Genomic DNA, 22,894 nt, shown 5'->3' with positions numbered 1-22,894 from the left:
CTGTTGATCTGGATCATTGCTACTGTTCATCCTGTGGGCAAGCCTGTTATCGCTCGGAAAGGGCGGGATTTTCGTTCACTCCCGGCGCAACGGGGCGAAGGTTTGAACTGGCGCCGGATGCAGGCAGGAGGAGGCCAGAATGAGATCGGTTTTCGGAAAATTGCAACTCGCCGTGTTGGTGGTCGGCGCGGTTTCGGCGGTGCCGGGGCTGGCTCAGGACGCTGAACGCGGGGCCCAGATCTACCGGCACCATTGTGCCACCTGCCATGGTCTGGACGCGACCGGGAACGGCCCCATGGCCTCGGTTCTGGTGATCCAGCCCAAGGATCTGACGGCCTTGCTGGATGACCAAGGCGTGTTCCCGACCGAACGCGTGGTGTTCCGCATCGATGGGCGCGACCCGCTGGTCAGCCACGGCAGCCCGATGCCGGTCTACGGGCCCTATTTCGAAGGGCGCGATGTCGCGATCAAGACGCCGGCCGGTCAGCCTGTCCTGACCAGCGAACCGATCGCCGATCTCGTGGCGTATCTGGAAACGCTACAGGGAAACTGAGATGATTTCATTGCAAAGGACCCGCTCGTTTCTGGCCGCCGTTGCGGTGTTGGCGCCGGCTGCCTGCACGACGGAGCAGATGGAACAGGTGATGCCCACCGCGCATGAGGGCGAAATGCTGTTCGCCGCGAATTGCGCGTCATGCCATGACCACCGCGGCACCGGCGGGCAGCTGGAAGGCGGGCAAACCGCCCCCGACCTGACCCGGATTACCGAACGGAATGGCGGCGCTTTTCCAAGGGCCGAGGTTCTTTCGCAGATCGACGGCTATGGGCGCGGCAAGGTGTCCGAGGAGATCATGCCGGAATTCGGCGCCCTGCTCGAAGGCGATCTGGTGCCGGTCGAAGTCGACGGTGTTCTGACACCAACCCCCCGTCCCCTCGCGGCGCTTCTGGCCTATCTCGAAAGCATCCAGATGTCAGGCTGAACGGTCAGTCGCAGATCCCTTCGATCTTGGCCCCTTTCCACGGGATCAGAACGTCGCTCTCGCGCCCACGGGGTGGCAGGTCGGCCACGTCGAAAGCCTGGCTCAGCATCGCATGAAGCCGTTTGGTGCGGGCGGCTTCGGGGGCCAGGGCGCGGCAGCAGACATATTCCTCGACGATCGCGCCCTGCTGTTCGAACCCGTAGCTGAGGAAATCGGGCGCACCATCCAGTTCGAACAGGTAGGGGTCGGCGTCCCGGCCATGCTCGGCCGCGGCGCGCAGCGGGTGATACCCGGTTTCCTTGCGGTTCTGCCACTGCCAGACATGGGTCAGTTCATGCGCCAGCAGCATCGCGGCGATCAGGTTCACCGTGTCCGGGTATTCCGGCATGTAGTCGTCCAGATACCAGTCGCGGGTGAAGAATACCCGGTTGAACAGCGCCACCGCCGCGGGCTTGCCGGTCACGATCTCTTCCTTGGCCGGCGGCAGAATGCGCTCGCGGCAGGTGACCCTCGGGCGGGCCGTGCGTTTGAAGGTGACGGGACCGACGGGGGCGCCCTCGACCAGTCGCACCCGGTTCAGATCCAGATCTTCGCCATGAACACGTGCGGCAAAGGCGCGCTCGGTATCGGTCAGCGGCCGTCCGCATGAGGCAAGAAATATCAGAACAAGGAATGCACGCAGAAACATGAGGTTGAGCCTAGCCCGACGCAGGCCGTCCGCAAGTCGTTTTCAAAGGCTCATGGCCAGAACGCGGCTGATTTCCGTCAGCGACCGCCCCGACTCCTGCATCCACGTATTGAAAGCCTGCTGCACCGCCGCCATCGCCCGTTTCGAGGTCGGGGCCTTGTCCACCACCCCTTCGGCGACCAACCGTGCGACGACATCCCGCGACAGGATGAAACTGTCGCGCCCGGCAAAGCGCATCGCGTATTGCGCGGTGGTCCCGCCCAGCCGCGAGCCACGCTTGCCCAGCATGGCCAGCAGACCGACGTAATCGGTCGAGGGCCAGCCCCCCAGCACCTTCCCGGCACCGCCTTCCTCGCGCAGTTCCATCAGAAAGGCGGCGTTGTCGCGGACCGAGGCGATCTTGGTGCCATTGCGGACGATGCGCGTGTCCTGCAGCAGGGAATCAAATTTCTTGTCGTCCATGAAGGCGCAGCGGCCCACGTCGAACCCGTCGAACGCCTCTTCGAACCCGTCCCACTTGGCTTCGATGACCTTCCAGTTGAACCCGGCCTGAAACACGCATTTGGTGATGGTCGCCAGCCAGCGGTCCTCGGGCAGGGCGGCCAGTTCCCCGGGTGTTTTCGGCTTGCCGAGCTTTTGCTCCAGCGCGTCCGGACCACCATGCCGCGCGGCTGCAATTTCGAAGATCTCGTCAAAGTGATGCACGGAACACTCCCTTGCTGCGGGTATGTTGGCAGTTCCTTGCTGATTTGCAAGCGCGCATCATGGCTGCGGGCACCGCGATCTCGGTGCCAGCAGTTTCAATCGGTTTCCGTCAGGTCAGTCGGAAAACGGATCCGAATTCGACGCGGCAAACGGATCGGATTGCGAGGACTTGGCTTCCAGATAGGACAGCTGGCAATTCACCACCTCGTCGAAGGCGCGCCGCGATCCGCGCAGCGTGTAGCGGCCAAGAACGGCATCGCCGTAGTTCCAGGTCATCGAGGTTTCGCGCTGGAATTCCTTGACGAACAGATCAGCCTCGTCGGTCCCCGCGTCGATCATGAGGCGGAGCCCGGGAAAGCCGTCGGTCTGAAGGCCTTCCATCCCAAGAGACCAGGGTGTTTCGTCACCGAACTTCACGCCGATCTGGTATTCCTTCCCGGCTTCGATGGACCCCCAGCGTTCATCCATCAGCGTCACCTCGAGGCTCAACTCGTTGAACGTGCTGTCGAAGCCGATGAAAAAGGCGGTATCCTCTTCGAAAAGTGCAAAGGCCTGGCACCCTTCGGAATTGGGGTAAAAAGATACGTCCCAGCCGCCGACGCTCTTCCAGTCGACCGGATCGGCCGAGGCCGCGCCAGCCATTGCCGCCACTGCCAGAGCAGCCAGGTTCTTGTTCAGTCTCATCCCTCTTCCCTTCAAAAATTTCAAAGACATTAGAAACTTCTTCCGCAGCTGCCAAGCGTTGCGGGGCAATGTGGTGAATTTGGTTCAGACCTGGGCAAAATCCGCGACAAAACGGCTATGTCGTATTCTGATTGACTGGTTAATCAATAACCCGCTAGGGTATGTTGCTGACAGCCGCCGGGAATTGGCGGATAGTGCCAACCAGATGAATCCAACAGGGAGAGTACCGATGAAATCATTGAGTTTCGGCGTGGCCGCCATCGTGATGGCCGGTTCCGTTCAGGCGGCTGACATGGGCGCCGTGGACGAGCCGATCAAACTGGCCATCAACGAATGGACCGGCCAGCATGTCACCACGCATGTGGCCGGTGAAATGCTCAAGGCCGCGGGCTACAAGGTCGAATACGTCACCGCCGGCATGATGAACCAGTTCCAGGCGCTGGCCGATGGCGACATCCACGCAACGTTGGAAATCTGGTCGTCGAACGTGTCCGATGAGTACGCCAAGAAGATCGAAGAGGGCACCGTGGTCGAGATCGGTGACCTGGGCCTCGACGCCAAGGAGGGCATCGCCTATCCGGCGCATGTCGCCGATCTGTGTCCCGGCCTGCCCGCATGGGAGGCGCTGAAGGACTGTGCGCAGGTCTTCGCCACCGCCGAGACCCTGCCGATGGGCCGTCTGGTGGACTATCCGGCCGACTGGGGCACCCCGGGCGCCGACCGGATGGCCGGGCTGGACCTGCCGTTCAAGGCCGTGCCTGCCGGGTCCGAGGGCGCCCTGATCGCCGAGCTGCGCGCCTCGACCGAGCGCAAGTCGCCGCTGCTCATCACCTTCTGGCAGCCGCACTGGGCGATGTCGGCCTATGACGTGAAATTCGTCGATCTGCCGCCGGGCGAAGAGGCGTGCTTTACCGATCCCGCATGGGGCCCCAACCCGAACGCGGTCAATGACTGCGACTTTGCGCCCTCGCGCATCTTCAAGGCCGGCTGGAACGGTCTGGAGGAAAAATGGCCCGCCGCATACGAGATCCTCTCGAACTATCAACTGAGCGTCGAGGACCAGCAGCCGATGATGGGCGCGATCGACGTCGATGGCGGCGCGGTCGAGGAAGTCGTGGCCAAATGGATGGCCGAGAACGAAGGCAAATGGCGTCCGGTCGTCGACGCCGCGACCAAGTGAGCCACATAAGTGACTGACGCAAATACGCCGGCCATTGCCTGCCGGAATCTCTGGCAGGTCTTTGGCCCCGGTGCCGAGAAAGCCCTGACCGACGCGCTTGCTCGGTCAGGGGGGGATGCTGACAAGGCGGCTGCCGATCTGCGCGAGCGGGGGTATATCCCCGCCGTGCAGGATGCCAATTTCGACGTCCGTGACGGCGAGCTGTTCGTCATCATGGGGCTCAGCGGCTCGGGCAAATCCACCCTCATCAGGTGCATTTCGCAGCTATTGCCGGGCACCGGTGGCGAGATCCGCATCGAGGGCGAGAATGTCATCGGGGCGTCGAAGAAGCAGTTGACCGAACTGCGCCGGAAAAAGCTGGGCATGGTCTTTCAGCATTTCGGCCTGTTCCCCCACATGACGGTGGCCGAGAACGTGGCCTATCCGCTCAAGGTGCAGGGCGTCGGCCGCAAGGAGCGGCGCGCCCGCGCGCAGGAGGTCATCTCTCTGGTCGGTCTCGAGGGCCGCGAGGACAGTTTCCCGCGCCAGCTTTCCGGCGGCCAGCGGCAGCGCGTGGGCATCGCCCGCTCGTTGGCGGTGAACCCCGACATCTGGTTCCTGGACGAGCCCTTCTCGGCGCTCGACCCGCTGATCCGGCGGCAGTTGCAGGACGAGTTCCTGCGCATTCAGGCGACGCTGAAGAAATCCATCGTGTTCATCACCCACGATATCGCCGAGGCGCTGAAACTGGCCGACCGCATCGCGATCATGCGCGACGGCAAGATCGTCCAGATCGGAACGCCGGCCGACATCGTTCTGCGCCCGGTCGATGACTACGTGCGCGAGTTCTCCAAGGACGTGGCCAAGGGGCGCCATGCCAGGGTCGCCTCGGTCATGCACGAAGGCGAGGGCGAGCGCGGGCCGGATGATCCGGGCCTGACCACGACGATGACGCTGGACGAGGCCCTGGCGCATTGCATGGAACTGTACGAGCCGGTTCCCGTCCGCGACAAAAGCGGCGCGATCGTCGGCACGGTCCATCCGTCGGATCTGGCGGCTGCCCTGCAGGTGGACGAGACATGAGCGCCTCGGTCGATGTTCTGCCGGTTCAGTCCGCACGCCTGACGGCCGGGTCTTGGGCCGCGCTGATCACACTGGTGGTCGGCGCTGTCTGTCTTGCGCTAGAACCCATCGCGCCGTGGCTGGTCACCTGGCCCGCGGCATGGGTTCTGCCCGCGACCGACTGGGTCGGAACCGGGCTTGCCTGGTTCCTCAACGGCATCAAGCCGGTGGCCCGGCTGTTCTCGGACATCATGGCCTATCCGATGAACTGGGCGAATTTCGTGCTGGGCAAGACGCCCTGGCCGATCGTGATCGGCGTCGTGACGGCCTTGGGCTGGTATCTCGGCGGTCTGGCAATGGCGTCGCTGGGCTTTTTCGGCCTCAGCTTCGTGCTGGCTTCGGGCTATTGGGCCGAAAGCATGAACACGCTGGCGCTGGTCGCCGTTTCGGTGCCGGTTGCGCTGATCGTCGGTGGCGCCATAGGGATTCTCGCCAACGAGATTCCGCGCCTCAAGTCCATCGTGCAGGCGGTTCTGGACGTCATGCAGACGGTGCCGACCTTCGCCTATCTGACGCCGCTGCTGCTGCTGTTCGGCTTTGGCCCGGTGGTGGGCCTCATCGCCTCGGCCATCTATGCCGCCCCGCCAATGGCGCGCAACGTGATGCTGGGGCTGGAACGGGTCGAGCACGAGGTGAAGGAGGCTGCGATCATGTCCGGCGGCAACCGCTTTCAGCAGCTGTTCCAGGTCGAGATCCCCTCGGCCGCGACGCAGATCATGGTCGGCGTGAACCAGTGTCTGATGGCGGCCCTGTCGATGGTCATCATCGCCGCCGTCATCGGTGGCTTCAACGACATCGGCTGGGAGGTCCTGCTGACCATGCGCAAGGCGCAGTTCGGCGAGTCGCTGCTGGCCGGTCTGGTGATCGTGGTCTTTGCCGTGGTGATCGACCGGATGAGCGGCGTGCTGGCTACCGAGCGGCAGCGCCATGACACGCGCGTCGTCTGGGCGATTCTCGCCTTCGCGGCGGTGTTCACGGTGGCGTTCTGGGCGCGTCTGCCGAATCCGTCCGAACTGACGCTCCTGGATCCGGTGGCGCAGGCGGTGGACCAAGGCCTGACCGACTTCACCCTGACCAACGGAGCGTGGCTGGACGCGCTCAAGAACAACTCGATGTTCTATGTCCTGCTGCCTCTCAGGATTGGTCTGGATCAGGCGGTGCTGCCTTTCACATGGGGCTTCCTGTGGACGCCCGCCATGTCCTACGGGCTGTTCGCCGCGGGCGCGCTGATGGCGCTGCTGATGGCGTGGCGGGGTCATGTCACGGGCGGGCTGACGGTTCTGATCGCCGTGGGCATGCTGGAAACCGGCATCGCGAACCTGCCCTGGCCCTTCGTCCTGACCGGCGCTGCCGCGCTGGGCTGGGTTGCCGGGGGGCGGCGCCTGGCGGTGCTGTCCGTGGTGCTGCTGTCCACGATCCTCGTCTCGGGCCTGTGGGAAAGGGCGCTGCTGTCGCTCTATCTCAGCGGTGCGGCGGTGTTCTCCTGCGCGGTCGTGGGCGGGATGATCGGTCTGGCCAGCGCCGTGTGGGAGCCGGTCTGGAAAGTCGTGCGCCCGATCTGCGACATGCTGCAGACCATCCCGCTGTTCGTGTTCCTGATCCCGGTGCTGATGGTGTTCCAGATCGGCGAGTTCTCGGCCTTTCTGGCGATCTGCGCCTATGCCATCGTCCCGATGATCCGCTACACGCGGCACGGGCTGGTCAACACGCCCGACGAGATGATGGAGGCGGCGATCTCCAGCGGCGCGACCGAATGGCAGATCATGCGCGACGTCCGCGCGCCCTACGCGGCGCCCACGATCCTTCTGGGGCTGAACCAGACCATCCTCTATGCCTTCGCCATGCTGGTGATCGCGGCGCTGATCGGCACGACCGGTCTGGGGCAGTCGATCTACCTTGCACTTGGTCAGGCGGATGTGGGACTGGGCATTTCGGCCGGCGCGGCGATGGCCATTCTGGCGCTGATCGCCGACCGCATGGTGCAGGGCTTTGCCGAGGAAAAACGCAAGGCGCTTGGCCTCTGACACAGGCGGCGGGCGACAGCGCCCGCCGTTCCTCTTTCCCGGCCTCGTCTTGACATCGGGCAAGGAACGGGCCGACCCCATCGCTTAGTCGTATCGCAAACATGCGGAGTGAGCGAATGAGCGGTTGGGGCGAATTCCTGCTGGCCTTGGGTGTCTTTCTGCTGAGCCACGCCATTCCCGTGCGCCCACCCGTGCGCCCGTGGCTGATCGCGCATCTGGGCCGGGTGGGCTACTTCACCGCCTATTCCCTGTTCTCTCTGGCCGTGCTCGGCTGGCTGATCCTGGCCGCCGCGCGGGCACCCTATGTCGAGGTCATCCCGCCACTTCCCGCCCTGCGCTGGGTGCCCCTGCTGGTCATGCCGGTGGTCTGCTGGCTGGCGGCGGCGGGCATGTCGATCCGCAACCCGCTCTCGTTCGGCGGGCTGGGACGCGCGCCGTTCGACCCCGACCGCCCCGGCATCCTGCGCGTCAGCCGCCACCCGATCCTGCTGGCGCTGTTGCTGTGGGCGCTGGCGCACCTGCTGGCGAATGGCAGCCTGGCCCATGTGATCCTGTTCGGCCTGTTCGCCGGTTTCGCGGTAATGGGCATGGCGCTGATCGACCGCCGCAAGGCCCGCGAGTTGGGGCAGGAGTGGCAAAGGCTCTCGCGGAACACGGCAAGGCTGTCGCTGAGCGCCCCCAAACCCTGGCCGCGGCCCTGGGTCTGGCTGGCGGCGCTTGTCGCCTATGCCGCGCTGCTGCACCTGCACGCGCCGGTGATCGGGCTGTCGCCGCTGCCGTAACTCTGGGGAGTGGCCGAAAACCGAACCGCGTGCTACTGCTAACCAAATTCCGAAGTTCAGGAGTGAATACATGCATCTGGCCTATGTCACCACCACGGATCGCGGCGCGACGGATCGTCTGCTCAGCGCCGTGGCCGAGCGTTTGCAGGCCAAGGGCTTTGCGCTGGCCGGCGTGGTGCAGACCAACACCGAATGCGCCGATTCCCGGAAATGCGACATGGACCTGAGGGTGCTGCCCGACGGCGCGACGATCCGCATCTCCCAAAGCCTGGGCGCGATGGCGCGCGGCTGCAGGCTGGACCCGGCGGCTCTGGAGCAGGCCGTGGTGGACGTAACGGCATCGCTCGAGGCCGCGCCGCAGCTGCTGATCGTGAACAAGTTCGGCAAGCACGAGGCCGACGGCCGCGGCTTCCGCCCCGTCATCGCGGAGGCGCTGGCGCGGGAGATTCCGGTCCTCGTCGGCGTCAACGGCCTGAACGAGGAGAAGTTCCTGGAATTCACCGGCGAGGCGGCGGAAAAAATGTCTGCGGATGTGGACGCGATCGAGGCATGGGTGAGCGCCGTGATCAAGGAACGCAGCGCGGCCTGACCACGCATCTTTGATCCGGTGCGGATGTCCGCGCCGGGTCCGTGTGTCCGAAAACCGATCCCGGATCACGATACCTCACGCGACGCGACCAACGCGTTTTGCAGCGCGGTATTGTCGGTATTTCCGGGGTGTCTGAAGAGGGAGAGAGATGGTGGTGGACGCAGTCTGCAGCGAACTCGTCTCTGTGCGCCGTTTCCCTGCTAACAGGGAAAAGAACAGGGAAACTTCGAAATTTGTCGCGAAGCACGAACGGTTGCCATTGGGGATTGCCCAATCTTTTTAAACATCTGGCTTCCAAGCAAGGCACTCCCGTCTTGCCCAGAACAGGGAAGAGCAGGGAAAACCGCGACAAATGGCACGTCGCTACGGGCGGTCGCGGTCCGGGTCGACGTTTCCTGTTCGACGCGATGCGAATATCAGTGATGCTTCGTCTTCGGGTATAGTCAAATGCTTCTTTTCGCAGGCGAGGATGACGGCCTCCGTGGCGCCTCCAGCGGCTCATATATGCCGCTAGGCTAAAATTATTATTTGGGAACCTTTGTTCGACAGCTCTTCGCCCGACTCCCGTTTGTCAACTGTTATCAATGCTTTATTTGACGTCTGGTCGTATTTCATGTAGTTGTTGCCTGCGGTGTGTCCTTGGCCGAGGATAACGATGATGCGCCGTATGTGACACCTGATACGTCAAGTATTTCCTGTCTCGGCCCAGTGGACTTGCTGTCGCGCTTCCATGAAATCGCTGTGGAGGCCCCGATGGCTAAGAATGCTGGGCGTAGCGCCCAATCAAACGACATGACAGGTCGCAACGACCTTCTTCCGGACCTCACAATTGATCAGGTCCCGATCACAAACCTGAAATCTGCAAAACATCCAGTCAGGAAGCTGCCGACCCGGCAGATTGCCAGGGTCGAAGCGTCGATGCGGGAAAATGGGTTTGTTGTCCCCGTCCTGCTGGGCAAAGACGACGAAATCCTAGATGGCCATATCCGCATCGAGGCGGCGCGTCGGCTTGGTCTGAAATCTGCGCCCTGCATCCGGATCGATCATCTCGACAGTCGCGCTCAGCGCGCGCTGCGCATCGCTCTGAACAAGATCCAGGAAACAGGCGAGTGGGACGAGCGGGCGCTCAGGTTCGAACTGGCTTATCAGTTGGAGTTCGGCACAGAGTTGACGGTGCTCGGGTTCGAGGCACCCGAGATCGACTGCCTGCTTGAAATCGGACCGCCACCGAATGAAGACAGCGACCTGCTCCCCGAGATCGGTGATCTGCCCAAGCCGGACGGGCCAGCGGTGGCAAAGCTTGGGGACACTTGGATACTGGGAACGCATGTCATCGTCTGCGGCAACGCGCGAGACGAAAGCATCGTGGGTCATCTGTTCGGTAAAAATGTCGCCGACTTGGTCGTGTCGGATCCGCCTTTCAATGTGCGTGTCAACGGTCATATCAGGTCGCCGACCCGCCACTTCGAGGAGTTTGCAGAAGCCTCGGGAGAAATGAGCCGTGAGGAATTCACAGAGTTTCTGACGCGCTACCTTGCCATCACCAAGAGCGTCACACGACCAGGCGCGTTAATCTACAGCTTTATGGACTGGCGGCATATGGGCGAGATGCTGGCTGCGATTTCCGCGGCCGGGCTGGACCTCATCAACCTCTGCGTCTGGGTCAAACCCAATGGTGGAATGGGATCGTTTTACCGGTCGCGGCATGAACTGGTCTTCGTCGCGAAGCACCCGGGCGCTCCACATATGAACAACGTCGAGCTCGGCGTTCATGGTCGCTATCGGACGAACGTCTGGGAATATGCCGGCGCGACCGGGGGCAGGGCGGATGAACTCGACGACTTCACCCTGCATCCAACAGTCAAGCCGGTCCGGCTTGTCGAAGACGCGATTCTCGATGCGACGGTTGCCGGGGCAACGGTTTTCGATCCGTTTCTTGGTAGCGGGACAACGCTGTTGGCCGCCGAGCGCGCGAAACGGCGTTGTGTCGGGATCGAGATTTCTCCGGCCTATGTCGATGTGGCGATCCGGCGCTGGGAGGCGCTGACGGGTCTCGAGGCAATCCACGAGGCAAGCGGGCAGACTTTCGCGGCACGTGCCGAGCAAGTGCCTTGGACGGCCAAAGGCGAAACAAACCCCGATGGTGATTACACGACTTCACCCGGATCGGTCACGAACGACCCGGGTGACGCCGCCGAGGAGGATTTCTGATGTCCGACAAGAACGACGACGAAATCGGCAAGGGCAGACCTCCGAAACAGCATCAGTTCAAACCCGGTCAAAGCGGCAATCCCAGCGGCCGGCCGAAGGGCAGCAAGAACGTGCACCATGTACTGTCCAAGATCCTCGGCGAGAAGATCACGGTCACCGACGCGGGCAAAAAAATGGTCGTCGACAAACTCGAAGGGGCGATGCGGGTGCTGGTCATGAAGGCCTATGAGGGCAAGCCGCAGTCGCTGAAGCTGCTCCTCGAAGTGATGGAGTACTCGGGAGGATATGACCAACCGCCCGCCGAAAACCCGTTCACTGATGAGGACCATGCCGTGCTGATGAAGGAGCTGGATTGGCTCGACGAAGTTCGTGCGGCACACAGCGCGGAGGTTTCCGATGATACCGAATGATGATCTTTGTCGGTTGCTGCTCCACTCGAGGCTTCACGCGTTTCTCGCGCGGTCGTTCCGCGTTCTGAACCCGGGCAAGGAGCTGTCCGGCGCGTATTACGTTCGCGGTCTGTGTCATGCGCTGGAGCGGGTTGCGCGGGGCGAAGTGCGCCGCTTGATCATCGAGATGCCGCCGCGCCACTCGAAATCCACGGTTGCAAGCATCGTTTTTCCGGCCTGGATTCTCGGCCGTGACGCGAAGAAACGGATTGTCTGCGTCAGTTACAGCAACGATTTGGCGCAGTCGTTCAGTCACAAGTGTCGCGGACTGATGCAGGAGCCGTTCTACAAGGCGTGTTTTCCGGCCATGCAGTTCGATCCGAAGAAAAATTCGGTCGCCGAGTTCCACACCTCACGGAAAGGCTTCCGGATCGCCACGTCGATGCAAGGCACGATGACAGGCAAGGGAGGTGATATCGTCGTTATCGACGATCCAATGAAGGCGCAGGACACGCATTCTCAAGCTGCCCGCGACGCGGCCTTTGAGGTCTACCAGAACACCATCGCCACGCGTCTGGATAATCCAAAAACCGGAACCATTGTGGTAGTAGGTCAACGGTTGCATGAAGACGATCTTCTGGGCCGCCTGAAGCAAAGCGGTGACTGGGAAGTCCTGAGCTGGCCCGCGCTTGCACTCGACGAGCAGCCTTTCGATCTGGGCGACGGCATGGAGTATCGGCGCCAACGCGGCGAGCCGTTGGACCCGGACCGGTTTGGGATGGACGAGTATGCCAGGATCCGGTCGGAGATTGGCATGCTGGCCTTTGAGGCGGAGTACCAGCAACGTCCGGTTCTGCCGGGCGGCAACCTCATCAAGCTTGAATGGTTTGGTGCTTACGACAAAGCTCGTCCTCGAGCGCAGTACGAAGCCGTCGTGCAAAGCTGGGATACCGCAGCCATTCCGGGCGAGTCGAACGACTACACCGTATGCACGACGTGGGGCATCATCGGCAATTACATCGACTTGCTGGATGTCCACCGGCAGCAACAGCTTTATCCGGAAATCCTCTACGCGGCACTCGCGCTAAGAAAGAAATGGAAGCCGAACCTCATCGTCATTGAGAAAGCGGTAACCGGGCTGTCGTTAAAACCTGATCTCGTGAAGAAGAGCGTCAGAGAGGCGACGTGGCTTTCCCCAGAAAAGGGTAAGGTCGAACGCATGATCGCGCAGTCCGCCAAAATCGAGGACGGTCAGGTTCGTCTTCCCAAAGCCGCGCACTGGCTAGAGGGGCTAAAGGCGGAAGTGGCTGCCTTTCCAAAGGGAAAACATGATGACCAGGTTGACAGCATGTCGCAGGTCCTGCGTGCGCTGGATTATCGACCAAACGAACTCCGCCATTGCAGTAGGTTCAAGAGGTAGATCGGGAGTGAGCGAGAGGCGTTGGCGCAAGTTGATGAGTTTATCTTCGCCTGGCGTCAAGTGTTTCCAGTGATGGAAGGTGTCTATTAAGGCATGTTTTCAGAGGGTTGCGGGGCGTTGTGTGCAAAGTATGTTCACGCTTCGATCGCGTAGTATCGTGCCTTTTCGAGCTTAAGACGGTTTGGCGGTCAGGAGAAAGATCTTGATGAGAGTGTTGAGCTTACCTGGCATTTCAGTTCCACGGCTGTATGACCGTGCCCTGCCACCGCTCAGGATTGAATGGCTCGCCATGCCGAGTGTCCTTTCCAGATCACGGCGGCTGATACGCACCGGCATTTCCAAAGTCGCCAACCGCAAAATCGATAAGCGCGCGCACCTTTTGGGGCAGTGTGCGCCCTTCAAGGTAGACGGCAGCGACGCCGCCGCGTTCCCCGGCATGGCTTTCAAGCAACCGGACCAGCTCGCCGCGATCGAGTGCACCGCTCAAGGCGAAGCTTGGAACATACGCGATCCCAAGGCCGCGGCGCGTCAGATCGACCGCGGCACTTGCTGAATTAACGTGAAATCGGCCCTCAATCTGAGCCACGACCTGAGTGCCGTTTTGTTCGAAGGCCCAACGCTTGGGATTTCTGCGGTTGGTATCGACGATGCAGCTGTGTTCTGAGAGCTCGTTTGGCGTTTCTGGGCGGCCGACCCGCGCGAGGTAGTCCGGGCTGGCGACAGGCAGGCTTTCGAACGCGCCAAGTCGCCGGACCTTGAGAGAGGCCATGTCGAAGCGGCCAATTCGAAAGGCCACGTCGATTCCCTCTGCGGCAAGGTCGCTGAAGGCATCGCTCAGCCTGAGGTCGATGGTGATCCCTGGGTGAAGTTCGGAGAACCGCGCCAGCATTCCCGCGATGTAGAGCTCGCCGAAGGTGATCGGAGCGGAAATCCTCAGAACGCCCGACAACCCCTTCGAGGAATCCGAGACATCGGCCAGCAAGCCGTCGAGTTCGTCTAGCAGGGCAGGGGCTCGGGAAAGAAGATCGGACCCGGCCGGCGTCAGCCCGACCTTTCGGGTTGTGCGCTGAAAGAGCCGCACACCGAGACGCTGCTCGAGTTCGGCCACGTATTTCGAGGTCAATCGGTTTGACATGCCCAGCTGCGCTGCCGCCCCGGTGAAGGAGCCGGACTGCGCCGTGGCGACGAAGGCGCGGAGTTGATCGAAAAGGTCCATGCGATTATTGCGAACAAAATATGGAATGTCATTCGCGATCTTCGTCATTTTAAGGGCTATCTGCAAGGCTTATGTTCCTTCTCAGACAAGTTGTCCCTCGGGCGGCTTTCAACAAAAGGACACGGATATGACCACGCAAACAAACTCTGATTATGCCGCCTTTGCACTTCGCGTCGCGAGCGGTTCGCTCTTTCTCGCCCATGGCTGGCTGAAGATCAGCGTCTTCACCGTCGCCGGAACCGTCGGCTTCTTCGAGAGCCTCGGCCTACCCGGGCTTCTGGCCTATTTCACGATCGCTGCAGAGATCGTCGGCGGGATCGCCCTGATCCTCGGTGTCGGCACGCGTCTTGTGTCACTGGCGCTGATCCCGGTGCTTCTGGGGGCAACCTGGGTTCATGCCGGGAATGGCTGGCTGTTCTCGGCGGAAGGCGGAGGCTGGGAATTCCCGATTTTCTGGGCAGTCGTGCAGGGAGCGATTGCAACGCTCGGCAGCGGTGCCATCGCGCTGAAAGTCCCGGCGCTGCAGAGGGCACTGGGCCAGTTCGCCTGATCTTCCCATCAATCCCGGGCGGCCTTTGGGCCGCTCGGACACAATCGAAAGCGGCCCATCATGCGTATTCACAGCCTACAAGACCTCAAGGATCGATTTGCGCCCTGCGACCGGATGCCGGTCGTATTTCTCGGGCATGGCAATCCGATGCATGCGATCGAAGACGGGCCGTTCAGCCGATCCTGGGCGCTGCTTGGCCAAAGCTTGCCACGACCGAAGGCGATCCTCGTCGCCTCTGCTCATTGGACGACCAACGGAACGACCCTTTTGGATGTTTCGGCTATGCCGCGCACGATCCACGATTTCTACGGCTTCCCCGAGGCGCTCTATCAACAGCGCTACCCGGCCCCCGGCCAGCCTGATCTGGCGCGCGAGGTAGTGTCGCTTCTCGGCAGCCACCGCGCCGCCGGGGATGATACCTGGGGCCTCGACCACGGTGCTTGGGCTGTCCTGAAGTTTCTTTATCGCGATGCGGATGTGCCGGTCTTTCAGGTCTCGGTCGACATGGGACGGGGGCTGGAACATCAACTGGAGATCGGCCGCGCTTTGTCGGACCTGCGGGACCGGGGCATCCTGATCCTCGGCTCGGGCAATGTCGTTCACAATCTGCGCGCCATGCGCCGGGGTGGCACGCCACACGATTTCGCGCAGGAATTCGACGCGCTTTTCGCCGACCGTCTCTCGGACCGGGATTTTCGCGCGCTGGCGGATGCGGAAGGGATGGGCGCCCTCTTTACCGCGGCGCATCCGACCGTGGATCATTACCTGCCAGCGCTGACCATCGCCGGTGCGTCGGACACGCGCGACGAGCTGATCTTCATGACCGATGCGATCGATCTTGGATCGGTGTCGATGCGGTCCTTCATCTTTCACGCGACCTGAGGAGACCGGCACATGCTTGTGGATGGCAAATGGATGGAAAACTGGCAACCGGTGCAAAAGGCCGACAAGGACGGTCGCTTCGTGCGCCAGACCTCCCGCTTTCGCAACTGGATCACGCCAGACGGCGCGCCTGGCCCAACCGGGGAGGGCGGGTTCCCCGCCGAACCTGGCCGCTACCGGCTTTATGTTGCGCTGATCTGTCCCTGGGCGTCGCGTGCGCTGATAGCCCGAAAGCTGAAGGGGCTCGATGATATGATCCCGGTAGCTGTGGTGAACCCGACCCTGACCGATCAGGGATGGCGTTTCGGTGGCTATCCCGGCGCCGACGAGGATCCGCAGTTCAGCGCGCGCTATATGCACGAGATCTATACCCAAGCCGATCCGCGATTCACCGGGCGCGCAACGGTTCCGGTGCTCTGGGACACGAAGCGGAATGTGATGGTGAACAACGAAAGCGCCGATATCCTTCGCATGTTCGATACCGCATTCGAACATCTCATGCCCTCCGATCTGCGGCTCTATCCCGCGCATCTGGCCGCCGAGATCGACGCTCTGAATCCCCGCCTCTACGACTTGCTCAATAACGGTGTTTACAAGGCTGGTTTCACATCGTCTCAGCCTGCCTATGAAGAGGCGCTGGAGGGCGTGTTCGCCATGCTGGACGAGCTTGAGGAACGGCTGACTGGCGACTACCTGTTCGGGGACAGCGTGACGGAAACGGACATTCGCGCCTTCGTGACGCTGATCCGGTTCGACGCAGCCTATCATGGTCTGTTCAAGACCAATCGGCGGCAGGTCAAGGACTACCCCCGGCTCACCGACTACGTCACACGGATGCTCGACTTGCCCGGCTTGCGGGAAACGGTGAACATGGATCACATCCTGCATGGCTACTATTCGATCAAGGCGCTCAACCCCAATGGGATCGTGCCGAAGGCACCCGATCATATCGCGGAACTGCTGAGCCTTTGAGGACATCGCCTAATAATGCGAGGGGCGAGGATTTCTCCTCGCCCGTCGCTATTCATTTGGAAAGTGGCTCACGTCTAACCGACGGTGCTTCCCAGCCAAAGCGTGATCGCGGGGAAGGCCACCAGCAATGCAAGGCGCACCACATCGACCGCGATAAAGGGTACGAGGCCCTTGAAGATCCGAACAACCGGAACATCGGGCAGAACGGCCTTGAGAACGAAGACGTTCATTCCGACGGGCGGCGTCACAAGCGCGATTTCGGTCACAACGATAACGATGATGCCGAACCAGACCAGATCGAACCCTTGAGCGACAACGATCGGTGCGAAGAGTGGCACGAAGATCAGAATGATCGCCATGGAATCCATGACGCAGCCCAATACCATGAACACGAGCATGATCGCGAAGATCAGAGGGTAGCCTTCCAACCCGGTAGATTGCACCAGCGCGAGGACACCGGCTGCCAGACCGGACAGGGTCAGCAGTTTGGACAGCATCAGCGCACCAAACAGGACCGTGTAGAGCGAGACTGACGTATAGGCCGTGTCGATGATGACGGTTCGAAGCACTTTCCAGGTCAGGCGGCCATGGAAGGTCGCAATCAGGATCGCGAGGCCTGCGCCCATGCCGGCCGCTTCGGTCGGTGTGAAAAGCTTGGCATAAAGGCCGCCGATGATGAGACCGAACAGCAGAACGAAAGGCCAGATGCCGGACAACGCTTTCAGCTTTTCCGGCCAAGGCGTCTTTTCGCCTTGTGGTGCATGGCTCGGATTGCGGGCTGCAACGAACCGGATCGCGATCATATAAAGCGCGAGGCCCAGTAGGCCGGGGATCACACCCGCGATGAACAGGTCCCCGATATTGGTCTGGGTCAGGATGCCGTAGACCACCATGATGATCGAGGGCGGGATCAGAATGCCCAGCGTGCCGCCAGCGGCAATGGTCCCGGAGGCAAGCTCATCCGAGTAGTTGTACTTCTTCATGCTCGGATAGGCGACCTTGGCTTCGGTCGAAAGCTCGCGGAAGATCCTGCACGATCAGTGGCTGGATACCGCGATCACTTACAAGGTCGAATGGGAAAAGGAACTGCGTCGCCGAGAACAGCTCGGCATCACCGATCTGCCCGAACCGCTGCCGCACCCCGATCACGTGAAGATCGACATGATTGAGGGAACAGCCAGAGTCGTGGGTCCGGCGACAAAGGAGGAGAAGGCCGAGTACGACTGGTTCGTCGGACGGCGTGACATGTTCGAGGAGGAACTGCGCCATCTGCAAGACCGGCAGGATAAGGCCGCGGACACACGGTTGATCAATCAGATCGATGAAGAAATCGGCCAGATCCGCCGCATCCTCCAGATCATCGATGCAAAGCTGCCCGACTAGGCTCCGCATCTCGACGGCCGGGGCCACGAGCCCCGGTCGGCGAAAGACCCGATTGCAGCGCATACCGGTCATCTGACCGATCTACTCAGATGACTGCCCTGAGCCCATACTAGCCGTTGATGAAACTCGCAGCATTCGGCGCAAGGGGCGGAGAGCCGACATTCGCTGCGGCAAAGGTGAACGGCCGGTTCGAGCCGTACTCAACTGTGACGTCTCCCTTTGAATGGTGGATTCCAGAACTTTGCTGCGGGCAAGAAACGGTTCAGCCATTCAGATTGGCGTATTTGGTACGCAGGAATGAGAACCGTGAGGCAATCGGAAGCTGCCGAAGGCTCTCCGCGCCCTCGCTCACACTTTCGCGCGGTGTCCTCACCCGGACAATTTCCTGAGAAGCCCCCGGGTCGAGGCGTCTTTGCCTTGCGCGGGTGCGCCCCGAACCATCGGCAACAGCGCATTGGCCAGTTCCTTGCCCAGTTCCACGCCCCATTGGTCGAAGGAATTGATTCCCCAGATCACGCCTTCGACAAAGACGCGGTGCTCGTAGAGGGTGATGATTTGGCCGAGCGTGAAGGGCGTCAGTTTTGGGTAGGCGAGTGTCACCGACGGGCGGTTGCCTTCGAAAGTTCGGTGCGCGGCTTGAACTTGCCGCTCGTCGCCGTCGAAACCGAGGCCTGCAGCGATCTCCTTGGCCGTTTCGAAGGATCGCCCAATCATCAGTGCCTCGGATTGGGCGAGGCAATTGGCTTTCAGCAGGTCGTGGTGTTCCATGAGATCGGGCTCGTGGCTTTCGGCGGCGATCAGGAATTCCGCCGGAACGACCTCGGTTCCCTGATGGAGAAGCTGGTAGAAGGCGTGCTGTCCATTGGTGCCGGGCTCACCCCACACGACCGGGCCGGAGGGGCGGGGCAAGTCCTGGCCGTCGATCGTCACGCCCTTGCCGTTGCTTTCCATGTCGAGCTGCTGAAGATAAGCGGGAAGCCGCGCCAGCCGCTGGTCATACGGCAGCACCGCGCGGGTGGGATAGTTGCAGATGTTGCGATGCCAGATACCCACCAATCCGAGCAGGACGGGAAGATTCTGGTTCAGCGGCGCGTCCTGAAAATGCCGGTCCAAGGCGTGGCTGCCCGACAGGAATTCGCAGAAGCCCTCGGGCCCGACAGCCAGCATGATCGGCAGGCCGACCGGACCCCAGAGCGAATAGCGCCCGCCGACCCAATCAGCAAAGCCGAACACCCGGTCGGGGGCAATGCCAATGTCGGCGGTCTTGTCCAATGCGGTCGATACCGCGGCCAGGTGCGAAACGGCCCCTTCGCCCAAGGCGGCGCGCAGCCACTTCAAAACGGTATTCGCATTGGTCATGGTTTCGATCGTGGTGAAAGTCTTGGAGGCCACCACAACCAACGTCCGGCGCGGATCGAGATCGCGAAGCGTGTCCGCGGCGTCGGCGCCATCGACATTGGAAATGAAGTGGCAGCGCGGCCCGTCATGAAAGGGGGCGAGCGCCCGAACCGCCATCGCCGGACCAAGATCGGAGCCGCCGATGCCGATGTTGATCACTTCGGTAAAGCTTTGTCCGGTGGAAGAGGTGATCCAGCCCGACCGGATGTCTTCGGCGAAACGTTCCATGCGACGTAGCGTTTCGGCGATCGGCGGCCGCACGTCTTTGCCATCGACCATCAGTGGATCCGATGCCGGGGCGCGAAGCGCCGTGTGCAAGACGGCACGGTCTTCTGTGACGTTTATCTTTTCGCCTCGGAACATGGCGTCGCGCTTTTTTGCGACGCCGGTGGTTTCCGCCAGCCGGATCAAGAGAGACAAGGCATCGCCGTCGATGTTGGTCTTCGAGATGTCGAGAAGCATTCCATCGGTTTCCGCCGAGAACGTGCCGAAACGCTCAGGGTCGTCAAACAGGGAAAGGATCCGGCGATCACCCGCCGCGGCAAGGTTCCGTTCCAGCTTGTTCCAGATGTCGCTCATTGTGTTTTTCCCAGTTCGGAGGCCGCTCGGGCCAGTGCTTCGATTCCCGACCAGTCCTTGGCTGCAACGAGGTTCTTCGGGGCGACCCAACTGCCGCCAGCGCAAAGGACGTTGGGCAGGCGCAGGTAAGCCGTCGCGCTGCCAGGACTGATCCCCCCGGTCGGGCAGAAGGTAATTTGGGGAAGTGGTGCAGCGAGCGCGTTCAGCGCTGGTGCGCCGCCCGAGGCTTCGGCCGGAAAGAATTTGAGCATGTCGTATCCGCGCGACAGGAGGCGCATCGTCTCGCTCGCCGTCGCGGCCCCCGGCAAGAGCGGCAGATCCTCTTCCTCGCAGGCGGCCAGCAATTCATCCGTGGCGCCGGGAGATACGCCGAACGTCGCGCCGGCCGCTTTCGCAGCCCGGACATCGTCGGGCGTGACCAGCGTGCCGGCCCCAACGTACCCACCAGCGACCTCGGCCATGGCACGGATCGCCGGCAGCGCAGCCGGTGTGCGCAGGGTCACTTCCAGCGCCGGCAGCCCGCCGGCGACAAGGGCCTCGGCCAGGGGACGGGCGTTAGCGACGTCGTCGATCACCAGGACCGGAACGATGGGGGCAAACCCGCAGACTTCCCGGGTCAGCCGGCTTGCGTCGGAAGGAGTAAGGGCCACGGGATCAGCCCCCGAAGATCGTGGCGCCGGCGGTTGCAGGGCCTACCGAGTTCCGGAAGGCGGCAAACAGCTCGCGGCCGGTGCCGGCCTGGTTGGCGGAAAGATCCGCAATAGCGGCGGGGCGCTCTTCGACGCCGGACGTCAGGATTTCCAGCGTTCCGGCCACGGCGTCGACCCGGATCAGATCTCCGTCCTTCAGTCTGGCGATTGGCCCGCCGTCCACCGCTTCGGGACAGACATGAATGGCCGCGGGAACCTTGCCCGAAGCGCCGGACATGCGCCCATCGGTCACCAGAGCCACTTTCTGTCCACGTCCCTGAAGGATCGACAAGAGCGGTGTCAGGCTGTGCAGTTCCGGCATGCCGTTGGCCTTTGGCCCCTGAAACCGGACGACAACCACCACGTCACCGGTCAACTCGCCCGCCTTGAAGGCTGCCTTGACGTCGTTCTGGTCAGCGAAGACGCGAGCCGGCGCTTCGACCACGTGGTGCTCGGGCGCGACTGCCGAGACCTTGATCACCGCCGTGCCCAGCGATCCGGTCAGCCGCTTGAGCCCGCCGGTCGGCTGGAACGGGTCATTTGCAGGGCGCAGGATCTTGTCGTTCAGGCTGTGGCCTGATCCCGCGCGCCATGTCAGGACGCCGTCCGAATATTGCGGGTCCATGGTGTAGTTTTCCAGGCCCGTTCCCGCGACCGTTTTCGTGTCGGGATGTAGAAGACCGGCCTTCAGCAATTCGCCGATCATGTAACCGAGCCCGCCGGCAGCGTGGAAATGGTTCACATCTGCCAACCCGTTGGGATAGACTCGCGCCATCAGCGGCGTGACCTCGCTGAGGTCCGAGAAGTCCTGCCAGTCAAGCAGGATGCCGCCCGCCCGGGCCATGGCGACCAGATGGATCAGCAGGTTCGTCGAGCCGCCGGTGGCATTCAGGCCGATGATGCCATTGACGAAGGCGCGCTCGTCGAGAATGTCGCAGACCGGCGTGTAGTCGTTGCCGAGCGCGCTCAGCGACAGTGCGCGGCGGGCCCCCTCGCAGGTCAGGGCGTCGCGCAATTCGGTGTTGGGCGGCACGAAACTGGCCCCCGGCAGGTGCAGCCCCATGAACTCCATCAGCATCTGGTTCGTGTTGGCCGTGCCATAGAAGGTGCAGGTTCCGGGCCCGTGATAGGCGGCCATCTCGGCGGCCATCAGCGCGTCCCGGCCGACTTCGCCGGCGGCGAACTGGCGCCGGACCTTGGCTTTCTCTTCGTTAGACAGACCGCTTTCCATTGGTCCTGCGGGCAGGAACACCGCCGGCAAATGCCCGAAGGCCTGTGCCGCGATGACGAGGCCGGGAACGATCTTGTCGCAGACGCCGAGAAACACCGCGGCGTCGAAGGTGTTGTGGCTGAGCGCCACCGAGGCGGCGAGCGCAATCACGTCGCGCGAAAACAGGGACAGCTCCATACCTGCCTCGCCCTGGGTCACGCCATCGCACATCGCCGGAACCCCGCCGGCGACCTGTGCCGTTCCGCCTGCATCACGCGCTGCCTGCCGGATCAGTTCAGGGTAGCGTTCATAGGGCTGATGTGCCGACAACATGTCGTTGTAGGTGGTGACAATTCCCAGATTGCCCGCCGAACCGCCCGCCAAGGCGTCCTTGTCGGCCCCGCTGGCCGCATAGGCATGCGCCTGACCGCTGCAGGAAAGATGCGCCCGGGCCGGTCCTTTGGAATGGGCCGCTGCCATGCGGTCGAGATAGGGGTTTCGGGTTGCTTCGCTGCGCGCGATGATCCGGTCTGTCACGCGTCGGACGGTATCGATCGGGGTCGTCATTATTCCCCTCCATTTGTGTAGTGAACTGTCAGGTTTCGGCGCCCCAGAACGATCCGAACTGGCGCTTGCATGGCAGAGCCTTCGCTTTCGGCGTGGCGCAGCGCCGCGAGCTTTTCTGGCCCTTTGATCAGCAGGTGCAGATGCGTCGCGCCTGTCAGGGCGGACGCCGTCAGCGAGACGCGCGGTTCTTCCGCGCCCGAAGCGCGCATCGGGATAAGAACGTCCGGGCCCGCGACGTCCAGCGCCTTGGCGAGGTTGTCGCCGCCGGGAAATAGGCTCGCCACGTGCATGTCTGCACCCATGCCAAGAACGCAGACGTCGATTAAAGAAACCTTCCGAACACCGGCCGAAAGCTGTTCCAGAACGCTTTCCGGCGTTGCTCCGGCGGCGTATAGCGGCACGATCGTTGCCTCCGCTGCCGCGTTTCGGACGAACTGTTCTCTCAGTAGGCGCGTGTTTGACCGCGGTTCGGTTTCGGGAACGAAGCGTTCGTCGGACAGCAGGACCGAAACGCGGTTCCATTCGAGCGCGGCATTTGAAAGTTCTGCCAGAAATCGGGCCGGCGTCGTGCCGCCGGGCACGGCCAGCGTGGCCTTTTCCTGATGCGCCAACGTGTCCGACAGCTGCTTCGCCACGACGGAGGCGAGTTCCGCGGCTTGCTGAGCTGGGTCTGAATATTCGATGAATTCATGCAT

23 protein-coding genes are annotated in these 22,894 nt (G+C 62.2%); 14 read left to right on the top strand and 9 right to left on the bottom strand.

Features of this window, described 5'->3' with window-relative positions; genetic code table 11:
- The first annotated feature begins 139 nt into the window (after positions 1-139).
- Together AVO45_RS13630 and AVO45_RS13625 are read left to right on the top strand one after the other, a co-directional pair.
- Positions 140-553 (top strand): c-type cytochrome, encoded by a 414-nt coding sequence (locus AVO45_RS13630; protein WP_068347821.1) that lies wholly within the window; start codon positions 140-142, stop codon positions 551-553.
- Position 554: 1 nt separating this feature from the next.
- The gene (locus AVO45_RS13625) at positions 555-980 is read left to right on the top strand and encodes a c-type cytochrome (RefSeq protein ID WP_068347819.1); all 426 of its coding nucleotides are present in this window, start codon (positions 555-557) and stop codon (positions 978-980) included.
- A 4-nt stretch (positions 981-984) separates the two neighbouring features.
- On the opposite strand, the gene AVO45_RS13620 is transcribed toward AVO45_RS13625, so the two are convergent.
- The 3 genes from AVO45_RS13620 to AVO45_RS13610 all read right to left on the bottom strand — a co-directional run bounded on the left by AVO45_RS13620 (position 985) and on the right by AVO45_RS13610 (position 3,057).
- Positions 985-1,668 (bottom strand): hypothetical protein, encoded by a 684-nt coding sequence (locus AVO45_RS13620; protein ID WP_068347817.1) that lies wholly within the window; start codon positions 1,666-1,668, stop codon positions 985-987.
- 42 nt (positions 1,669-1,710) lie between these two features.
- Positions 1,711-2,373 (bottom strand): DNA-3-methyladenine glycosylase I, encoded by a 663-nt coding sequence (locus AVO45_RS13615; protein WP_068347815.1) that lies wholly within the window; start codon positions 2,371-2,373, stop codon positions 1,711-1,713.
- A gap of 114 nt (positions 2,374-2,487) precedes the next feature.
- Positions 2,488-3,057, bottom strand: coding sequence for a hypothetical protein (locus AVO45_RS13610; protein ID WP_068347813.1), 570 nt, complete (start codon positions 3,055-3,057; stop codon positions 2,488-2,490).
- A 229-nt stretch (positions 3,058-3,286) separates the two neighbouring features.
- On the opposite strand from AVO45_RS13610, the gene AVO45_RS13605 reads away from it, so the two are divergent.
- The 8 genes from AVO45_RS13605 to terL all read left to right on the top strand — a co-directional run bounded on the left by AVO45_RS13605 (position 3,287) and on the right by terL (position 12,753).
- Entirely contained in the window at positions 3,287-4,237 is a 951-nt protein-coding gene (locus AVO45_RS13605) for an ABC transporter substrate-binding protein (protein WP_068347811.1), read from the top strand.
- A gap of 9 nt (positions 4,238-4,246) precedes the next feature.
- On the top strand, positions 4,247-5,299 hold the full coding sequence (locus tag AVO45_RS13600) for a quaternary amine ABC transporter ATP-binding protein (protein ID WP_068347809.1): 1,053 nt from the start codon (positions 4,247-4,249) through the stop codon (positions 5,297-5,299).
- Positions 5,296-7,362: an ABC transporter permease gene (locus AVO45_RS13595; protein WP_068347807.1), complete on the top strand. Its 2,067-nt coding sequence runs from the start codon at positions 5,296-5,298 to the stop codon at positions 7,360-7,362. The genes AVO45_RS13600 and AVO45_RS13595 overlap by 4 nt, the downstream gene beginning before the upstream one ends.
- Positions 7,363-7,478: 116 nt before the next feature.
- Positions 7,479-8,144, top strand: coding sequence for an NnrU family protein (locus tag AVO45_RS13590; protein WP_068347804.1), 666 nt, complete (start codon positions 7,479-7,481; stop codon positions 8,142-8,144).
- A gap of 70 nt (positions 8,145-8,214) precedes the next feature.
- Positions 8,215-8,733, top strand: a complete 519-nt coding sequence (locus AVO45_RS13585; RefSeq protein WP_068347792.1) for a DUF2478 domain-containing protein — start codon at positions 8,215-8,217, stop codon at positions 8,731-8,733.
- 753 nt (positions 8,734-9,486) lie between these two features.
- Positions 9,487-10,944, top strand: a complete 1,458-nt coding sequence (locus AVO45_RS13580) for a site-specific DNA-methyltransferase (protein ID WP_205627893.1) — start codon at positions 9,487-9,489, stop codon at positions 10,942-10,944.
- Positions 10,944-11,354 (top strand): DUF5681 domain-containing protein, encoded by a 411-nt coding sequence (locus AVO45_RS13575; RefSeq protein WP_068347789.1) that lies wholly within the window; start codon positions 10,944-10,946, stop codon positions 11,352-11,354. Before AVO45_RS13580 ends, AVO45_RS13575 begins: the two co-directional genes overlap by 1 nt.
- Positions 11,341-12,753, top strand: a complete 1,413-nt coding sequence (gene terL / locus AVO45_RS13570) for a phage terminase large subunit (protein WP_068347788.1) — start codon at positions 11,341-11,343, stop codon at positions 12,751-12,753. Before AVO45_RS13575 ends, terL begins: the two co-directional genes overlap by 14 nt.
- Before the next feature lie 310 nt (positions 12,754-13,063).
- Here the strand turns inward: terL and AVO45_RS13565 are convergent, their stop codons facing one another.
- Complete coding sequence (locus AVO45_RS13565; protein WP_068348078.1) at positions 13,064-13,969, bottom strand: LysR family transcriptional regulator; 906 nt, start codon at positions 13,967-13,969, stop codon at positions 13,064-13,066.
- Between the two features lie 25 nt (positions 13,970-13,994).
- On the opposite strand from AVO45_RS13565, the gene AVO45_RS13560 reads away from it, so the two are divergent.
- Genes AVO45_RS13560 through AVO45_RS13550 form a run of 3 tightly spaced genes read left to right on the top strand, consistent with a single transcriptional unit; the run spans position 13,995 to position 16,373 of the window.
- Positions 13,995-14,519 carry a DoxX family protein gene (locus tag AVO45_RS13560; RefSeq protein WP_338055974.1) on the top strand — a complete coding sequence of 175 codons (525 nt, stop codon included), beginning with the start codon at positions 13,995-13,997 and terminating at the stop codon, positions 14,517-14,519.
- Positions 14,520-14,579: 60 nt separating this feature from the next.
- The gene (gene ygiD, locus AVO45_RS13555; RefSeq protein WP_068347785.1) at positions 14,580-15,401 is read left to right on the top strand and encodes a 4,5-DOPA-extradiol-dioxygenase; all 822 of its coding nucleotides are present in this window, start codon (positions 14,580-14,582) and stop codon (positions 15,399-15,401) included.
- Positions 15,402-15,413: 12 nt separating this feature from the next.
- On the top strand, positions 15,414-16,373 hold the full coding sequence (locus AVO45_RS13550) for a glutathione S-transferase family protein (protein WP_068347784.1): 960 nt from the start codon (positions 15,414-15,416) through the stop codon (positions 16,371-16,373).
- 74 nt (positions 16,374-16,447) lie between these two features.
- Here AVO45_RS13550 and AVO45_RS13545 read toward each other — a convergent pair whose 3' ends face one another.
- A complete protein-coding gene (locus AVO45_RS13545) occupies positions 16,448-17,356 on the bottom strand; it encodes a TRAP transporter large permease (protein ID WP_240482142.1) in 909 nt (302 codons plus the stop codon).
- A gap of 16 nt (positions 17,357-17,372) precedes the next feature.
- Here AVO45_RS13545 and AVO45_RS13540 point away from each other — a divergent pair, with 16 nt between their 5' ends.
- A complete protein-coding gene (locus tag AVO45_RS13540; RefSeq protein WP_068347783.1) occupies positions 17,373-17,756 on the top strand; it encodes a hypothetical protein in 384 nt (127 codons plus the stop codon).
- 369 nt (positions 17,757-18,125) lie between these two features.
- Here the strand turns inward: AVO45_RS13540 and pgi are convergent, their stop codons facing one another.
- Genes pgi through pgl form a run of 4 tightly spaced genes read right to left on the bottom strand, consistent with a single transcriptional unit; the run spans position 18,126 to position 22,894 of the window.
- Positions 18,126-19,733 carry a glucose-6-phosphate isomerase gene (pgi, locus tag AVO45_RS13535; RefSeq protein ID WP_068347782.1) on the bottom strand — a complete coding sequence of 536 codons (1,608 nt, stop codon included), beginning with the start codon at positions 19,731-19,733 and terminating at the stop codon, positions 18,126-18,128.
- Positions 19,730-20,383, bottom strand: coding sequence for a bifunctional 4-hydroxy-2-oxoglutarate aldolase/2-dehydro-3-deoxy-phosphogluconate aldolase (gene eda, locus AVO45_RS13530; RefSeq protein WP_068347780.1), 654 nt, complete (start codon positions 20,381-20,383; stop codon positions 19,730-19,732). The genes pgi and eda overlap by 4 nt, the downstream gene beginning before the upstream one ends.
- 4 nt (positions 20,384-20,387) lie before the next feature.
- A complete protein-coding gene (gene edd, locus AVO45_RS13525; protein ID WP_068347779.1) occupies positions 20,388-22,199 on the bottom strand; it encodes a phosphogluconate dehydratase in 1,812 nt (603 codons plus the stop codon).
- Complete coding sequence (pgl, locus tag AVO45_RS13520; protein WP_068347778.1) at positions 22,199-22,894, bottom strand: 6-phosphogluconolactonase; 696 nt, start codon at positions 22,892-22,894, stop codon at positions 22,199-22,201. The genes edd and pgl overlap by 1 nt, the downstream gene beginning before the upstream one ends.

It is taken from the genome of Ruegeria marisrubri, from assembly GCF_001507595.1.
In the GTDB taxonomy this organism is placed as follows: domain Bacteria; phylum Pseudomonadota; class Alphaproteobacteria; order Rhodobacterales; family Rhodobacteraceae; genus Ruegeria; species Ruegeria marisrubri.
The sequence above is the reverse complement of the archived record's forward strand: the minus strand, read 5'-3'. Positions and strand labels throughout refer to the sequence as shown.

Bases quoted from the DNA above. Each gene is read 5' to 3' on its own strand.
- AVO45_RS13630 (WP_068347821.1), top strand. From the start codon at position 140: ATGAGATCGGTTTTCGGAAAATTGCAACTCGCCGTGTTGGTGGTCGGC.
- AVO45_RS13625 (WP_068347819.1), top strand. From the start codon at position 555: ATGATTTCATTGCAAAGGACCCGCTCGTTTCTGGCCGCCGTTGCGGTG.
- AVO45_RS13620 (WP_068347817.1), bottom strand. From the start codon at position 1,668: ATGTTTCTGCGTGCATTCCTTGTTCTGATATTTCTTGCCTCATGCGGA.
- AVO45_RS13610 (WP_068347813.1), bottom strand. From the start codon at position 3,057: ATGAGACTGAACAAGAACCTGGCTGCTCTGGCAGTGGCGGCAATGGCT.
- AVO45_RS13605 (WP_068347811.1), top strand. From the start codon at position 3,287: ATGAAATCATTGAGTTTCGGCGTGGCCGCCATCGTGATGGCCGGTTCC.
- AVO45_RS13595 (WP_068347807.1), top strand. From the start codon at position 5,296: ATGAGCGCCTCGGTCGATGTTCTGCCGGTTCAGTCCGCACGCCTGACG.
- AVO45_RS13590 (WP_068347804.1), top strand. From the start codon at position 7,479: ATGAGCGGTTGGGGCGAATTCCTGCTGGCCTTGGGTGTCTTTCTGCTG.
- AVO45_RS13585 (WP_068347792.1), top strand. From the start codon at position 8,215: ATGCATCTGGCCTATGTCACCACCACGGATCGCGGCGCGACGGATCGT.
- AVO45_RS13580 (WP_205627893.1), top strand. From the start codon at position 9,487: ATGGCTAAGAATGCTGGGCGTAGCGCCCAATCAAACGACATGACAGGT.
- AVO45_RS13575 (WP_068347789.1), top strand. From the start codon at position 10,944: ATGTCCGACAAGAACGACGACGAAATCGGCAAGGGCAGACCTCCGAAA.
- terL (WP_068347788.1), top strand. From the start codon at position 11,341: ATGATACCGAATGATGATCTTTGTCGGTTGCTGCTCCACTCGAGGCTT.
- AVO45_RS13565 (WP_068348078.1), bottom strand. From the start codon at position 13,969: ATGGACCTTTTCGATCAACTCCGCGCCTTCGTCGCCACGGCGCAGTCC.
- AVO45_RS13560 (WP_338055974.1), top strand. From the start codon at position 13,995: ATGTCATTCGCGATCTTCGTCATTTTAAGGGCTATCTGCAAGGCTTAT.
- ygiD (WP_068347785.1), top strand. From the start codon at position 14,580: ATGCGTATTCACAGCCTACAAGACCTCAAGGATCGATTTGCGCCCTGC.
- AVO45_RS13550 (WP_068347784.1), top strand. From the start codon at position 15,414: ATGCTTGTGGATGGCAAATGGATGGAAAACTGGCAACCGGTGCAAAAG.
- AVO45_RS13545 (WP_240482142.1), bottom strand. From the start codon at position 17,356: ATGAAGAAGTACAACTACTCGGATGAGCTTGCCTCCGGGACCATTGCC.
- pgi (WP_068347782.1), bottom strand. From the start codon at position 19,733: ATGAGCGACATCTGGAACAAGCTGGAACGGAACCTTGCCGCGGCGGGT.
- edd (WP_068347779.1), bottom strand. From the start codon at position 22,199: ATGACGACCCCGATCGATACCGTCCGACGCGTGACAGACCGGATCATC.
- pgl (WP_068347778.1), bottom strand. From the start codon at position 22,894: ATGCATGAATTCATCGAATATTCAGACCCAGCTCAGCAAGCCGCGGAA.